The organism is Janthinobacterium sp. J1-1, from assembly GCF_030944405.1.
Classification (GTDB): Bacteria; Pseudomonadota; Gammaproteobacteria; order Burkholderiales; family Burkholderiaceae_D; genus Janthinobacterium.
This window is the reverse complement of record NZ_CP132339.1, coordinates 20,386-34,910: the sequence shown is the minus strand read 5'-3', so window position 1 is coordinate 34,910 and position 14,525 is coordinate 20,386. Positions and strand designations below refer to the sequence as shown.

Annotated in this window: 13 protein-coding genes; 6 read left to right on the top strand and 7 right to left on the bottom strand. The window is 63.3% G+C overall.

The window, feature by feature from the left end; genetic code table 11:
• Positions 1-128: 128 nt before the first annotated feature.
• The gene (gene nudC / locus Q8L25_RS00145) at positions 129-965 is read left to right on the top strand and encodes an NAD(+) diphosphatase (protein ID WP_308922999.1); all 837 of its coding nucleotides are present in this window, start codon (positions 129-131) and stop codon (positions 963-965) included.
• A gap of 74 nt (positions 966-1,039) precedes the next feature.
• Positions 1,040-1,606 (top strand): GTP cyclohydrolase I FolE, encoded by a 567-nt coding sequence (folE, locus tag Q8L25_RS00140; RefSeq protein ID WP_308922998.1) that lies wholly within the window; start codon positions 1,040-1,042, stop codon positions 1,604-1,606.
• A gap of 59 nt (positions 1,607-1,665) precedes the next feature.
• On the opposite strand, the gene Q8L25_RS00135 is transcribed toward folE, so the two are convergent.
• Entirely contained in the window at positions 1,666-2,031 is a 366-nt protein-coding gene (locus tag Q8L25_RS00135; RefSeq protein ID WP_308922997.1) for a hypothetical protein, read from the bottom strand.
• A 259-nt stretch (positions 2,032-2,290) separates the two neighbouring features.
• Here Q8L25_RS00135 and Q8L25_RS00130 point away from each other — a divergent pair, with 259 nt between their 5' ends.
• Positions 2,291-3,928 (top strand): methyl-accepting chemotaxis protein, encoded by a 1,638-nt coding sequence (locus tag Q8L25_RS00130; RefSeq protein ID WP_308922996.1) that lies wholly within the window; start codon positions 2,291-2,293, stop codon positions 3,926-3,928.
• A gap of 1 nt (position 3,929) precedes the next feature.
• On the opposite strand, the gene Q8L25_RS00125 is transcribed toward Q8L25_RS00130, so the two are convergent.
• On the bottom strand, positions 3,930-4,358 hold the full coding sequence (locus Q8L25_RS00125; RefSeq protein WP_308922995.1) for a hypothetical protein: 429 nt from the start codon (positions 4,356-4,358) through the stop codon (positions 3,930-3,932).
• Positions 4,359-4,520: 162 nt separating this feature from the next.
• On the opposite strand from Q8L25_RS00125, the gene Q8L25_RS00120 reads away from it, so the two are divergent.
• Positions 4,521-5,219: a glutathione binding-like protein gene (locus tag Q8L25_RS00120; protein WP_308922994.1), complete on the top strand. Its 699-nt coding sequence runs from the start codon at positions 4,521-4,523 to the stop codon at positions 5,217-5,219.
• Positions 5,220-5,221: 2 nt separating this feature from the next.
• On the opposite strand, the gene uraH is transcribed toward Q8L25_RS00120, so the two are convergent.
• Both uraH and Q8L25_RS00110 read right to left on the bottom strand, forming a co-directional pair.
• Positions 5,222-5,629, bottom strand: a complete 408-nt coding sequence (gene uraH, locus Q8L25_RS00115; RefSeq protein WP_308922993.1) for a hydroxyisourate hydrolase — start codon at positions 5,627-5,629, stop codon at positions 5,222-5,224.
• 17 nt (positions 5,630-5,646) lie between these two features.
• Positions 5,647-6,138, bottom strand: a complete 492-nt coding sequence (locus Q8L25_RS00110; protein ID WP_308922992.1) for a heme-binding protein — start codon at positions 6,136-6,138, stop codon at positions 5,647-5,649.
• A gap of 141 nt (positions 6,139-6,279) precedes the next feature.
• On the opposite strand from Q8L25_RS00110, the gene Q8L25_RS00105 reads away from it, so the two are divergent.
• On the top strand, positions 6,280-6,963 hold the full coding sequence (locus Q8L25_RS00105; protein ID WP_308922991.1) for a heavy metal response regulator transcription factor: 684 nt from the start codon (positions 6,280-6,282) through the stop codon (positions 6,961-6,963).
• Positions 6,960-8,354, top strand: a complete 1,395-nt coding sequence (locus Q8L25_RS00100; protein ID WP_308922990.1) for a heavy metal sensor histidine kinase — start codon at positions 6,960-6,962, stop codon at positions 8,352-8,354. Before Q8L25_RS00105 ends, Q8L25_RS00100 begins: the two co-directional genes overlap by 4 nt.
• Positions 8,355-8,413: 59 nt before the next feature.
• Here Q8L25_RS00100 and Q8L25_RS00095 read toward each other — a convergent pair whose 3' ends face one another.
• The 3 genes from Q8L25_RS00095 to Q8L25_RS00085 form a co-directional block, all read right to left on the bottom strand.
• Positions 8,414-11,638, bottom strand: coding sequence for an AAA domain-containing protein (locus tag Q8L25_RS00095; RefSeq protein WP_308922989.1), 3,225 nt, complete (start codon positions 11,636-11,638; stop codon positions 8,414-8,416).
• Between the two features lie 288 nt (positions 11,639-11,926).
• Positions 11,927-13,642, bottom strand: coding sequence for a methyl-accepting chemotaxis protein (locus tag Q8L25_RS00090; RefSeq protein WP_308922988.1), 1,716 nt, complete (start codon positions 13,640-13,642; stop codon positions 11,927-11,929).
• A gap of 341 nt (positions 13,643-13,983) precedes the next feature.
• Positions 13,984-14,520 carry a DinB family protein gene (locus Q8L25_RS00085; protein WP_308922987.1) on the bottom strand — a complete coding sequence of 179 codons (537 nt, stop codon included), beginning with the start codon at positions 14,518-14,520 and terminating at the stop codon, positions 13,984-13,986.
• Positions 14,521-14,525 lie beyond the last annotated feature (5 nt).

Below are 14,525 nucleotides of genomic sequence, written 5' to 3'. Positions count from 1 at the left end.
GAAAAAAACACACTGTGATTTTCCGCAGGGTCTTGCAAACCCGCATGGACTGGTGCTATCACGCACGCTGCGCACGCGATACTTGCGCCGGAGTATGATGCTCAACCTCCCTCCCTACTTGGTGCCGCATGCTGGAAACGCCGAATGCCTTTGTTCCCCTGATCGATGTTCCCGTGCCGTCGCCGTCGCCGGCCGAGACCCTGACCTTTGTCTTCCATCGCGGCCGCCTGCTGCTGCGCAGCCCCGACCTGGCCTTGCCGTCCGCCGACCAGGTGGGCGCGCTCGGGGTCGACCTGGCGCGGGCCCAGCCGGTCGGCCTCTGGCAGGGCCGCTATTGCCAGACAGTCTGGGTCGATGACGAAACCTTGCTGGACGCCAGCCTGGAATGGCGCGGCCTGCGCAGCCTCTTCAACGTGCTCGACGATGGTTTTGTCGGCCTGGCCAGCCGCGCCGTGCAGCTGGCCGAATGGGCGCGCACGCACCGCTATTGCGGCGTCTGCGCCACGCCCATGGTGCGCCTGCCGGGCGAGCGCTGCTTCAAGTGCCTGGGCTGCGGCATGATGGCCTATCCGCGCATTTCGCCGGCCATGATGGTGCTGATCCGCAAGGGCGAGCAGGTGTTGCTGGCGATGCACAAGCATTCGCCGTCACAGCGCTACAGTCCGCTGGCCGGTTTCCTGGAAGCGGGCGAATCGGTGGAAGAGGCCGTGCACCGCGAAGTGATGGAAGAGGTGGGCTTGCGGGTGCACAACCTGCGCTACTTCATGAGCCAGTCGTGGCCGTTTCCCCATTCGCTGATGCTGGCCTTTACGGCCGACTACCTCGATGGCGAGATCCGCCTGGACGAGAACGAGATCGCCGAAGCGCGCTGGTTCGGCCCCGGCGATGTATGGCCGGAGGCGACCTCCAGCGTGTCGATCTCGGCCCTGCTGGTGCGGGCGCACCGGCCACCGCCGGCGCTGTAAAAGCCGGCCGGTCAAGGCAGCCGGTCCAGTTTTCTATATACTGGCGGCAATTGAAAATTTGAGGAAGTTTTAGCATGGCACACGAAGAATTCACCGAAGACGACTGGCGCCGCCTGATCACCAGCATAGGCGAAGACCCGCAACGTCCAGGCTTGCTGGAAACCCCGGCGCGCGTCACGAAAGCCTGGAAACACTGGACCTCGGGCTATGGCCAGGACCCGGTCGAATTGCTGAAGGCGTTTGAAGATGGCGCGGAGCAGTACAACGAACTGATCGTCGTGCGCGGCATTCCCGTCTACAGCCATTGCGAACACCACCTGGCGCCATTCTTCGGCAAGGCCACCATCGGCTACGTGCCGAACGGCAAAATCGTCGGCCTGTCGAAACTGACGCGCCTGGTCGATTGCTTCTCGAAACGCCTGCAGGTGCAGGAACGCATGACGATGCAGATCGCCAATGCGCTGATGGAAGTGCTGGAACCGAAAGCGGTCGGCGTGGTCGTGCGCTGCCGCCACCTGTGCATGGAAAGCCGCGGCATCCGCACGCCCGGCGAGGAAACCATTACCTCGGCCATGCTGGGCGAGCTGCAGCCGAATTTGGCCATGCGCACGGAGTTCCTGGCACTGGCGCGCGAAAGCTGATTTTCGCTGTCGATGCACTCAGAAGGCGGCGCGATGCCGCCTTTTTTACGTCTGCCGGGTCAGTAGCGGTATTCGCTGACCAGGTGTTTCGTGAAATTGTACTTGCTGCCGCCGTCAAGCAGGTCGATCAGGCGCTTCGGCGTCGAGGCCGACATGAAGGCGTCGGCGGCGCCGTCGGTGCTGCGGAACTTCATGCCGGGGCTGAGGATCTGGTTCGCGCCAACTTTCAAATGCTGGAAGCTCTTGGTCTTCTCGTTGTTGAGGATGAAGTGCAGTTCTTGCTTGAAGGTCAGGAAGGGTATCTTCAGCCACCAGCCTTCGTCCGTGCCATAGTTGGTCACGCTGGAAAAATGCGTGTTCTTGTCCGTCAGGGTGGGTTTGCCCAGGCGGTCGTTGATGCGTTTCATGGCGTCGTTCTTGGTCATGCGTTTCTTTCGTAAGCAGCGTTTCAGACGCGCATTCTGCCACAGTTTTCCTTCCCCTTATCTGCCCGCCCTGCCAGCAACGCATTAACAACACCGGCAAAAAAACATTGCCAGATAGCATTGTAAATAAGGCCAGTTCGAGCGTATGCTGGAACCGTCTGATCGGCGCCGCCAGAGTGCCGGCGCCGCCGCATTGCCATGCCCGCCATGGCAGCGGGGCAAGCCCATGCCGCTGCAAAAATACAAGTAGGAGACACGCATGAATAAACTGTCGTTCAAGCAGAAATTATGGATACCCCTGATTTGCAGCCTGCTGTGTATTTCGATTATCTTTGTCTATAACGCCTTCGAAGTGCGCAAGATCCGCATCGAAGAGCGCAGCGCCGACATCACCAACGCGGCCGACCAGGGCCTGGGCGCCGTCAAGATGTTCGGCGAACTGGCCGCCAGCGGCGCGCTGACCACGCAGGAAGCGCAAAAGCAGGCCCTGGCCGTCATCAGGAGCATGCGCTTCGGCGAGACCGGTTACCTGGCCGTCATCAACCTGGACGCCGTGGTGGTGATGAACCCGGCCGCACCGCAGACGGACGGCAAGAACATGTCCGACTTCAAGGATGCCAACGGCACCTATCTGTACCGCGACATCGTGGCGGTCGGCAAGAGCGAGACGGGCAAGGGTTTTGTGCGCTATCACTTCCCCCGTCCCGGCCAGAAAAACGCCGAACCCAAGCTGAGCCGCGTGGCCGCCTACAAACCGTGGAGCTGGAACATCGTGGTCGGCGTCTATATGGACGATATCGACACGGCCTTCCGGCAAACCCTGCTGATGTCGCTGGGCCTGCTGGTACTGGTCTGCCTCGTCCTCGGTGGCGTGGTGGTGATGATCAACCGCAGCCTGCGCCATGCGCTGGGCGGCGACCCGGAATACGCGGCCGACGTGGCGGCCAAGATCGCCGACAACGACCTGAGCGTCGACGTGCACACCCATGCCAGGGACCGCCACAGCGTGTTGTATGCGATGAAAACCATGCAGGCCAACCTGGCCACCGCCATCAGCGAAATTCGCCACAGCGCCGAGACCATCGCCACGGCGTCGAGCGAGATCGCCAGCGGCAATATGGACTTGTCGGCGCGCACCGAAATGCAGGCCAGTTCGCTGGAAGAAACAGCCGCCTCGATGGAAGAGCTGACCTCGACCGTGACGCAAAACACGGGCAACGCCGTGCAGGCCAATGAACTGGCCCAATCGGCCTCGGCCGTGGCGCGTCAGGGTGGCGCCGTGGTGGCACAGGTGATCGGCACCATGGACACCATCAATGCGTCTTCGCGCAAGATCGTCGACATTATCGGCGTGATCGACGGCATCGCCTTCCAGACCAATATCCTGGCGCTGAACGCCGCCGTGGAAGCGGCGCGCGCCGGCGAGCAGGGCCGCGGCTTTGCGGTGGTGGCGTCGGAAGTGCGCAACCTGGCGCAGCGCTCGGCGGCGGCCGCCAAGGAAATCAAGGCCCTGATCGGCGCCTCGGTCGACAGCATCGCCGCCGGCAGCACCCTGGTGGCGCAGGCGGGCACGACGATGGATCAGGTGGTGGCCAGCGTCTCGCGCGTGACCGACATCATGGCCGATATCACGGCCGCCTCGCACGAGCAAAGCACGGGCATCGGCCATGTGAACCAGGCGATTTCGGAGATGGATTCGGTGACGCAACAGAATGCGGCGCTGGTCGAGCAGGCGGCGGCAGCGGCCGGCAGCATGCAGGACCAGGCGGCCGTGCTGGCGCAACTGGTGTCGCGCTTCAAGTTGACGGCCCACGAATCGAACGGCCCGCGCCTGGCGGCGTCCCGCCCGGTGACGAAACTGTCGAAGGCGCCGCAGCGCAAGCTGGCGCGCGTGTAAGTTATTGCGCCGGCGCCGCAGCCTGTGGCGCCGGCACGAACGTCAGCTGGTCATCGACGACCTCGAATTTGCCGACCGGCTGGCCCAGGTCGGCTTTCGGGTCGTTTTCCATTTCCACCAGGCTGTTGCAGGTAGTCGTTTCCGCCTGCCACAGCTGGTCGCCCATGCGGATATTCCACACGCCATCGCCGGCCGAAAACACATCGACCGTGACCTCGTCGGCCAGCGTGTCGAGCGACAAGGTATGCAAACGCTGGCATTGCGGCAAATTGGTCGCCATCAGTTGCACTTCCACCGTGTCCTGCCAGAAGTAGTTTTGCTGGCGGCGCACGGTCAGCGAATGCTCCTGGCCATCGATCATGAAGATGGCGAAATCTTTGACGCAGCCCGACAACAGCAGGCATAGCGAGACGATCAGGAGTTTGCGCATGGTCGGCTTTCGTTGAGGGTTCTCGGGGCTGGACGGGACGCTGCGGCCCCCGGCTTGTTTTCCGCTTACGTGGCATTATATCCATGCATACCAGTTGCGGCGCGACAATATACGGCGCCCCCTGCCAGCTGGCCCACTCCCCCATGACTCTGAGAGACCACGATGATCGATCTGTACTATTGGACCACGCCCAACGGGCACAAGGTAACCATGTTCCTGGAAGAAGCGGGCATTCCCTACAATATTATTCCCGTGCATATCGGCAAGGGCGAGCAATTCACGCCCGAGTTCCTGGCGATCGCGCCGAACAACCGTATTCCCGCCATCGTCGACCAGGCGCCGGAAGATGGCGGCGCACCGTTGTCCCTGTTCGAATCGGGCGCGATTTTGCAGTATCTGGCCGAGAAAAGCGGTCAATTCCTGCCATCCGGCGTGCGTGAGCGCGCGGAAGTGATGCAGTGGCTGTTCTGGCAGATGGGCGGCCTGGGGCCGATGGCCGGCCAGAACCACCATTTCGTGCAATACGCGCCCGAGCCTATCGAGTACGCGATCACGCGCTATGTGAACGAAACGAATCGTTTATATGGCGTGCTGAACAAGCGCCTGGCCGACCGCGCCTATGTTGCCGGCGATACGTACACCATCGCCGACATGGCGATCTACCCATGGATCGTGCCGCACAAACGCCAGCGCCAGGATCTGGCCGACTTCCTGCATCTGGCGCGCTGGTTTGATGAGATCGCCGCCCGCCCGGCGACCGTGCGCGCCTATGCCCGCGCGGCCGAAATCAACGTGCAGCCGACCGTCAGCGGCGACGCTAAAAGCGTGCTGTTCGGCCAGACCGCGAAGTCTTTGGGCTGACCTTAATTTCCGCGATAAGTGGAAAAGCCGAAAGGGCTGAGCAGCAGCGGAATATGGTAGTGCTGGTCGGTCTTTTCGACGTGGAACTGCACCGGGATTTCCGGGAAAAACGTCTCCTGTTTCAGGCGCGCATAGTGCTCGCCCGTCTTGAACACGATGCGGTAGTCGCCCTGTACCATCGCCTTGTCCGCCGGATACATTTCCGCGATGCGCCCCTGCGCATTGGTCACACCGCTGGCCAGCTGGCGCCAGTCATTGCCCGTCTTTTGTTCCAGCGTGACCGTCACGCCAGCGGTCGGCGTGCCGCTTTGCAGGTCGAGAATATGCACGCTGAGCGGATTGGCGGCCAGGACAGTGGTGGAGAACGCGGCGAAGGCCAGTGCGAATGTCAGTGATATAAGGCGTTTCATGGTGTTTCCTTTATAAATTAAATGGCAGGGTCGAGTTCGGGCACGGCGCCAATCGCCGCCTGAGCGCAGGCGCGGTCTTGCAGGGCGCCGCCACCGCCGGCCACGCCGATGGCGCCAACGATGTGCCCCTTGGCCGTCAAGGGCAGGCCGCCGCCGAGCAGCAACAGTTCCGGCAAGGTGGTCAGGTTGGCGGCGTCCGGATTGCCGCGCGCATTGCTTGCCAGCAGCTGCGTATCGGTCCTGGTGGAGAGGGCGGTATACGCCTTGAGCCGGCTCGCTTCCGTGTTGTGCGGCCCCACGCCATCGGCGCGCTGCACGCTGACGATATTGCCGCCACGGTCGAGCACGGTCACCACGATCTGCTTGTTCTTTAGTTGGCAGGCGGCCATGGCGGCGGCGCTCAGCTTTTGGGCCGCAGCCAGGGTCAGGTCGCTGACGGTTTGCAGTTGCGCCTGCGCCGGGCCGGCCAGCAGGCCCAGCAGGCCGGCGGCAACAATCAAGTGTTTCATATGGTGCTCCGTGTCAAAAGATGGCGCCAGTATGGCGATCACCGCCCTACGCGAAGATGATGGCCGCATGACATTTTTATCATCCGCGCGGGCCGCCCCCGGGCGTAAAATGTTCCATCCTCCTCATGAAAGCAGCCAGCCATGCGTATCCTGGTGATAGAAGACGAACCGAAGACCGGCGATTACCTGTTGCGTGGCCTGGGCGAAGCGGGCTTTGTGGTCAGCCTGGCGCGCAATGGCCGCGACGGCTTGCGGATGGCCGGCGAGGGCGGCTATGACCTGGTGGTGCTCGACGTGATGCTGCCCATCATGGACGGCTGGCAAGTGCTGCGCGCCTTGCGCCTGCAGGAGGGCGGCGCGGATGTGCCGGTGATTTTTCTCACCGCGCGCGACGAGGTGCAGGACCGCGTCAAGGGGCTGGAACTGGGCGCCGACGATTACCTGGTCAAACCATTTGCGTTTGCCGAACTGGTGGCGCGCATCCGCACCCTGCTGCGGCGCGGCCCACCGCGTGAAGACGACGTGATCCGTATCGGCGACATGGAAATCGACGTGATGAAACGCAAGGTCAGCCGGCAAGGCCAGCGCATCACCCTGACGGCCAAGGAGTTCGGCTTGCTGCACCTGCTGGCGCGGCGCCAGGGCGAAGTGCTGTCGCGTTCCATTATCGCCTCGCAAGTGTGGGACATCAATTTCGAGAGCGACACCAATGTGATCGACGCGGCCATCCGCCGCCTGCGCAGCAAGCTCGACGACCCGTTCGAACCCAAGCTGATCCACACCTTGCGCGGCATGGGGTATGTCTGCGAATTGCGTGCGCCATGACGCGCACCCACTCGTCGCTGACCTTGCGCGTGACGCTGGTGTTCGTGTTGATCGTCGCGCTGGTCTCCGCCGGGCTGGGCGTCTATCTGTACCGTTCATTTGTGGCGGAAATCGAACGGCGCGACGATATCTTGCTACTCGGCAAGCTGCGGCAGATCCAGCAGCTGCTGGGCAATGCCGGCACGCTGGACATTATCCGCGAGCGGCCGCAGTATTTTCGCGACACCATGAGCGGCCAGGAAAACTCCTTGGTGCGCATCGTGCGCGACGACGGCACGCGATTGATCGATGTCAATCCGCATACTGAAACCTTGCCGCTGCCTATGCCGGTGGCGGTCGACGCACTGGTCACCGCCAGCGCCATCCACGGCTGGACCAGCCGCGACGGCTATCCGGCCCGCGTGGTGGCGGCCAGCGCCCGCATCGGCATGCCGGCGCAGATGGCCGACATCACCGTGGCCCGCGTGTATGGCGACCGCAGCGCCATGTTCGCCGCCTACCGCTGGCAGATCGTGATTTCCGTGGCCGTCAGCGCGCTGGTGGCAGCCATCCTGGCCAGCGCCATGCTGCTGCGCGGCCTGCGTCCCTTGCGCGCGATCGCCGCGCACGCGGCCCTGGTGCGGCCGGGCAAGCTGGAGCAGCAGCTCGATGCGCGCGGCGCGCCGACCGAACTGCTGCCCCTGATCCACGCCCTGAACGCCATGCTGGCGCGGCTGCAGGAGGGTTACGCGCGCCTGTCGCAGTTTTCCGCCGACCTGGCGCACGAATTTCGCACGCCCGTGACGAACTTGCTGGGGCAAAGCCAGGTGATGCTGGCCCGGCCGCGCAGCAGCGAGGAATATGAGCAACTGGTGTCGTCCAACGTGGAAGAGCTGGAACGGCTGTCGCGCATGATCGACAGCATGTTGTTCCTGGCGCGGGCCCAGCAGGAAGAGATGGTATTGGTCAAGCAGGCCTTGCCGGTGCAGGACGAGTTTTTGCGGCTGGCCGATTTTTTCGAAGGCCTGGCCGAAGAGCGCGACCTGCTGCTCGACTGTCACGGCAGCGGCGAAGTACTGGCCGAGCCGCAACTGCTGCGCCGCGCGCTGGGCAATCTGCTGTCGAACGCGATACGCCACGCGGCGCCCGGCAGCACGATTACGCTGCGTTCACAGGCGACGCCACAGGGCATGGAACTGAGCGTGCGCAATCTGGGTCCGGCGATTCCGGCCCAACATCTGCCGCACCTGTTCGAGCGCTTCTACCGAGCCGATCCGGCCCGCAGCGATTCGGCCGCCTCCACGGGGTTGGGGCTGGCGATCGTCACCGCCATCATGCAGTTGCATGGGGGCAGCGCTGGCGTGACGTCGGATGCGGCAGCCACGACGTTCAGCTTGCGGTTTCCTCGCTAATTTAACTTGGGCCGTAAAGTAAAATAAGAAAAATCTTATTTTACTTTCGCTCTGATTCATTACCCCATCTCCACCAAAAACTCCTGCATCCCCGTATGCGCCAGCTGTGCGCAGGCCGGCGCGAAATGCGGCAGCTGTCCCCACAGCAGCGGGTTGCCGACGATATACACGTAGTGCTGGGCGCGGGTCAGGGCCACGTTCAGCAGGTTTGGCGTGCCGGCCGCCCATTGCGCGGCGCCGGCCGTGCTGTCGTCGGCGCCCAGGATCAGCATCACCACGCTTTGCTCCTTGCCCTGGAAGGTGTGCACGGTGCCGACCATTTCTTTGACCCATTGCCGTAATTCACGTTGGGTGGGCGCCTTGCCATAGCCGAGGCGGCGGTCCCAGTCCAGGTCGACGATGCGCGCGCGCAATTCGTTGCGCACGGCCTTGAACGGGGTAATCAAGTACATGCCGGGCAGCTTGCCGTCGCGGCGGTAGAGCTTGAGCAAGACCTCCAGCACGAAATCGAGTTGCAGCGGCACCACCTGCTTGTAGCTGACGGGGCCGATGGCATCGATCCAGCGGCTGGGGCCGCGCGTCAGGCCACGGCTGCCGGCCGGCGGCGTCGTGTCACCGAGGCCATACACCATCTTGTCTTCATAGGCGATGGCGTTGGCCAGCGAGAACATCGGTTCCACGCAGCGGCGGTGCACGCGCAAGGGGCTGCCTATCCACAGCGGCTGCGGGCCGCTGGCGCCGACCAAAGCGCCGTAGCGGTTGGCTTTGTCGGCCAGGGTCTGCACGGAAACATTGCTGGGCGCATAGCTGCCGTCCTGCGTGTGTTCGGACAGGGCCGACAAGCCGTGCACCAGGCGCGGCGGCACCGTGAACACGGGTTCGATCTGCAGCGGATCGCCCACCACCACGGCGCGTTTTGCGCGCCACAGGCTGCCGACCGCCGCTTGCGGCACGGCCTGGCCCGCTTCGTCGATAAACAGCCAGCCCAACGATTCGGCGCCCATGCCCTGGAACTGGCGCGCGAACGAGGCAAACGTGGTCGACACCACCGGCACCACCATGAACAGGCTCTGCCATACCATGGCGATGTGCGACTGGTCGTAGGCGCGTTTGTTTTTCAGCAGTTTGGAGACGGCCAGCAAGTTGCCGCCAAAGCCGGGGCCGCCTTTCCGGGCCACTTCGGCCAGCCACGCTTCGTGCAGCGCCAGCGCCTTGGCAAACAGGCGCGAGCGCAAGCGCGCCAGCGCCGGTTCATGCCACAGCCCGCCTTTTTGCAGTGTGTCGCCATCGAGTTCCTGCAAGGTGGCCGGCGAAGCGATGGTGGGGAAACGCAGGCGCGCGCGGCGCAGCATTTCCGTGCTGTCGTCCCATTCGCGTTCGCGCGATTGCTGCGTGCGCAGCGCCACATGCAGGCTGTTGCGGGCCCGCTCGCAGCGTGGCTCCAGCTCGCCTTTCAGCAGCAGCTTGATGGCCGACACGTCACGCGCCGCCTGGCGCTGCGCCTCGGCATTGGCCAGCACGGCGTCCTTGAACGCGCGCGCCGGCGCCGTGCGGAACAGGCGGGCAAAAAAGCCCGGCTGGGTCAGGGCCACCAGGCGTTCTTCTTCCAGCAGTTCCTTCTTGCTGGTCAACAAGGTGTCTTGCTGGGCCATGGCGGTGGCCAGCGCTTCGTTGGCCGCTTCCATCTCCACTTCGGCCGCGCGCAGCGTCTCCACGCTGGCGTGCAAAAACTCCTGCTCGCTGCAGGTGCCCACCGCCTGCCACAGGGCGGCGTATTGCGCCTGCTCGGCCAGGGCCTTTTCCACCACGTGCTGCGTTTCGCGGAACTCGCGCGCGGCCTGGGCAAAGCCCACGCCCTGGTAGCTGGTCAGCCACTGGCGTATATTCTGGGCGTTCGGCGTCTTGCGCGGCGTGGTCTTGTCCCAGTCGTCGTCATAGAAATTGCTGATGAAGCGGCGACGGTTGCTGCTGTTGCCCAGCGCGCAGGAGATCATGCCCCACGGCATGTCTTCCTCGGCCAGCAGGCGGTTGGCGCCATTGCCGTCGGCCGCCACGCGGCGCGCCACGCTGTCCAGGTAGCGGGTGCGCGCCCATTCCTTGCCCAGCTGTTTCGGTTTCGGCAAATCGGCTGAAATATTTTCCACCGCCGCATTGTTCGACGAGGCCACCACCATTTCAAAACCCGTCAGTTCGGGCCGCAGGCGAGCGATCGTGATCGGGTCGCGCACGCCTTCGAAGGCGACCGCCACCTTGCCGATAAAGGCGTCGGCGGCGCGGTCCAGGCAGGCCAGCACGCTGGCGCGGCGCACGATATTGTCGGCGAACAGCTCGCGCAGCAGGGTGGTCTTGCCGGTGCCCGGCGGGCCGTTGACGGAAAAGATGCCGCGCTCCGCCAGCCCCGTGCGTGCGCCATGGATGGCGAACTGCTGCATCAGACTCAACGCATAGTTCGAGTCTTCCAGCCAGTGGCCACGGTTCATGTTGGCAGGGTTCAACATTGCGGCCAGCGCCTGGCGTCCGGCCGGGCTGTACAGGTCGATGCGCTCGGCCTGGGCCAGCGGCGTCAGGTAGGCGGCCAGGGTGGGAGAAATCTTGCCGCCGCGCAGGGTGCGGATGATCTGCTCCAGGTCATCGAGATAAAAACTGTTCAGGATATCGATGGACGGTTCGACCGCATCGCCGAAATCGAGAACGCGGTTTTCCACCGCCTCCACGCCGGGCAACAGCGCTTCCCTGGGCGGGCGTTTCTTGCGCGTGCGAATCTCCAGCACCGCCAGCGGCTGCGCGGACGACGGGTGAAAATGGGCCCAGTCCATGAACAGATGGGCCAGCGCGGCGATTTCGGTGCCGGACAAGGGCGTCGATACATTGCCGGCCTCGTCTGTCACGGTGCCGGGCGTGCGCGCGGCGGCAAAGTTGCGCAGGCTGTCCTGCAGCGCCAGCTGGCTGTCGCTGTATGCATCCAGGCTCAAGCCCGACCAGTCGGCCGTGCGCGGCCGGCCCAGCGCCCACGGCAAGGTGGACACCGACACCGGATCGAACTGCGGCTCGCCCAAGGCATTCAGGCTCAGGCGCGCAAAACACGAGCGGCCAACGAGTTCCGTCTTTTCCGCTTCGGCGATGGTGTCCGCGCCGGTGGCGGGCAGCAGCTTGTTGATCTCGGCCTTGTCGAACACGCCCAGGAACAGGGAAAAGCCGTCGATCTCGCGGTCCGCGCCGACAGGCAATTGCGTAAAGAACTGCGGCGACCACTGCGCCAGCTGTTCACGATGAAGGAGACGCACGGTGGACTGGTCTTCAACTTCTGTGATTTGATTCAGGTCAAACGGTATAAAGAATTCGATCTTGTGCCAATACTCCAGGATAGCCAGGAGGCGCTGCTGTTCTGCCTGATTCATGATGACCAATATTTTGTAAAGCGAGCGGCGATTGTAAAGCGTATGCGCGCCGCGTGTTTTACGGTTTCGTGCATTTGCCTTGTCCGGTCATAAAAAAAACCGTTGTTCTGCGCGAAAAAAAGCCAGGCGGAAACTTCTTGCCTGGCTTTCACTGGTGCAGCGGTGTCAACGCGCTTAAAACTCTTCCCACTCGCTGTCGCTGGAACGCGGTGCCGCGTTCGCCACCTGCTTGCTGGCCGGGCGCCGCAAGGGTTCGCGCGCGATCGCCGTGGCGGCCGGCTTGCCGGTGCGTACGGCCGCCAGCTTGGGGACGGACCTGGCGACAGGCTTGCTTGCCGCCACCGCCTGGCCGGTCTTGAAGAAGCCCACCACATGGGCCAGTTCGCCGGCCTGCTCCTGCATGCTTTGCGAGGCGGCCGCCGCTTCTTCGACCAGCGCCGCATTTTGCTGCGTCACTTCATCCATCTGCGCGATCGCCATGTTGATCTGCTCGATGCCCAGGGTCTGCTCATGCGTGGCGGAGGTGATTTCGCCCATGATGTCGGTCACGCGCACGATGCTGTCGACGATGTCGCCCATGGTCTGGCCCGCTTCATTGACGAGGCGCGAGCCGGTGTCGACGTTGGCCACCGAGGCGGCGATCAGCTCCTTGATTTCCTTGGCCGCACCGGCGCTGCGCTGGGCCAGGTTGCGTACTTCGCTGGCCACCACGGCAAAGCCGCGGCCCTGTTCGCCGGCGCGCGCCGCTTCGACCGCCGCGTTCAAGGCCAGGATATTGGTCTGGAAGGCGATGCCGTCGATCACCGCGATGATGTCGACGATTTTCTTCGACGACTCGTTGATGGTGCCCATGGTGTCGACCACCTGCGAGACGATATTGCCGCCGCGCACAGCCACTTCCGACGCGCTTTTCGCCAGCTGGTTGGCTTGGCGCGCATTGTCGGCATTCTGTTTCACGGTCGAGGTCAGCTCTTCCATCGCCGACGCGGTTTCTTCCAGCGAACTGGCCTGCTCTTCCGTGCGCGACGACAGGTCGAGGTTGCCGGCGGCAATTTCGCTCGACGCCGTGGCGATCGCATCCGTGCCGTGGCGCACCTGGCCCACCACGTCCAGCAAGCCGTCGTTCATGGCTTTCAGCGCGCCCAGCAGGCGGCCCGTTTCATCGCCGGAATTGACGATGATCTGCGACGACAAATCGCCCGAGGCCACGGTTTCGGCCACGCTGACGGCCGCATTGATCGGCCTGGTGATCGAGTGCGTGATGATCCACGCCACGAAGGCGCCCAGCAGCAGAGCCACGCAGCCCATGCCCAGCATGGAGGCCTGCGCCTTTTCGCTCAGCGCTTCGGCGTCATCGGCTGCCTGCGTCGCCTGTTGCGCCTCATACGCCACCAGGCTGTCGAGCGCGACCAGCACATTGTTCAGGCTGGGCGCCGCCTGCTGGGTCAAAAACGTGACGGCTTCCTCGGTCTGGCCCGCCTTGCGCAGTTCCACCACCTTGTTGTTCATCGGCGCTCCCGCTTTCAGGGCCGCGTCCAGCTGCCCCATCAGCGCCGCTTCCTTGTCGGTCGACACCATCTTCTGCAGCACTTCCTTGGCGGCGCCATATTTCTTGCGCGCTTCGCCGATCTTGTTCAGTTGCTCTTGCATCAGCGCATCCGTTGGCGCCACCACCACGCTGGTGATCGCCAGCGTAATGCTGCGCACGTTATCGCTCATGGTGTTGGCGGCCGCCATCTTGACGTTCTTGTCGGCGACGATATCGTGGGTGCGCGCGCTCAGTTGTCCCATGGAATACAGGCCGACCAGCAGCACGGCCACCAGCAAGCCGAGAACGACAGCAAAGCCGATGCCGAGGCGGGTACCGATTTTGAATTGTGTGAGTGACATTGATTGCTTTCGTGTATGCGGAAAAATTACAGCTCAGGCCGCTACGGGTAAGTACTTAGCGCAGCGAGGCAGTAATTGTTCCTCAAAATTCCACACGGCAATACAAATAACTGTATCAAGTTACAAAAAAGGCAGCTTCTGAAACAAGTTGTCGTGTGGAAACAACGTGGGGGAGCACCGCAAGCGAACTCAGCCTTTTGGAAACATATTTGCTACCAGAAAATCAATGAAAACGCGCAATTTCGGCGACCTATTCCGGCTACCTGGCCATAAGGTAGGGAAAGGTGCCGCATGTGCGCTGGCCGTCATCGTGGTTCAAAGCATCGGTGTTCCGCGCGCCGTCATTCCAGGTGACTAGGGATGCACACCAGTAAATCGGTGTCGCCGATGTTCACGCCGGCCTGCGACAGCAGGGTCGTCGCCTGGCCACGGTGATGCGTCTGGTGGTTAAAGAAATGCATCAGCAGCGCAAAGAACTGGCGCCGGTTCTCGCCACGGCTGTTGCGGTAGTCGAGCAGGTGATCGAGGTCGGCTTCCGTGATCGAGGCGGCCCAGTCGATGATCACCTGGTCGAGCCGGTGGCGGTGCGCCTGCATGGCAGTGAAATCGTCGAACAGCGATTGCGTGAGCGAAGTGGGCGGCGTGATGGCGCGGACCGGGTCCAGCAAGGGAAAGCCTGCCGGGTGTTTCGCAAAGCGCTGCAGCCACAGCGTATCGCCCGCCATGATGTGGTTGAGGGTGCCGAGCAGCGAGCCGAAGAAGGCGCCCCGTTCGCGCCGCAGTTCTTCGCCAGGCAAGCTGGCCGCCGCCGCATACAGCTTGGCGTTCATCCACTGGTTGTATTCGGCCATCATGCAGATGTGGGCGCAGCGGCTCATGGTGT

Coding starts and splice junctions, on each gene's coding strand:
- nudC (WP_308922999.1), top strand. CDS start 129: ATGCTGGAAACGCCGAATGCCTTTGTTCCCCTGATCGATGTTCCCGTG.
- folE (WP_308922998.1), top strand. CDS start 1,040: ATGGCACACGAAGAATTCACCGAAGACGACTGGCGCCGCCTGATCACC.
- Q8L25_RS00135 (WP_308922997.1), bottom strand. CDS start 2,031: ATGACCAAGAACGACGCCATGAAACGCATCAACGACCGCCTGGGCAAA.
- Q8L25_RS00130 (WP_308922996.1), top strand. CDS start 2,291: ATGAATAAACTGTCGTTCAAGCAGAAATTATGGATACCCCTGATTTGC.
- Q8L25_RS00125 (WP_308922995.1), bottom strand. CDS start 4,358: ATGCGCAAACTCCTGATCGTCTCGCTATGCCTGCTGTTGTCGGGCTGC.
- Q8L25_RS00120 (WP_308922994.1), top strand. CDS start 4,521: ATGATCGATCTGTACTATTGGACCACGCCCAACGGGCACAAGGTAACC.
- uraH (WP_308922993.1), bottom strand. CDS start 5,629: ATGAAACGCCTTATATCACTGACATTCGCACTGGCCTTCGCCGCGTTC.
- Q8L25_RS00110 (WP_308922992.1), bottom strand. CDS start 6,138: ATGAAACACTTGATTGTTGCCGCCGGCCTGCTGGGCCTGCTGGCCGGC.
- Q8L25_RS00105 (WP_308922991.1), top strand. CDS start 6,280: ATGCGTATCCTGGTGATAGAAGACGAACCGAAGACCGGCGATTACCTG.
- Q8L25_RS00100 (WP_308922990.1), top strand. CDS start 6,960: ATGACGCGCACCCACTCGTCGCTGACCTTGCGCGTGACGCTGGTGTTC.
- Q8L25_RS00090 (WP_308922988.1), bottom strand. CDS start 13,642: ATGTCACTCACACAATTCAAAATCGGTACCCGCCTCGGCATCGGCTTT.
- Q8L25_RS00085 (WP_308922987.1), bottom strand. CDS start 14,520: ATGAGCCGCTGCGCCCACATCTGCATGATGGCCGAATACAACCAGTGG.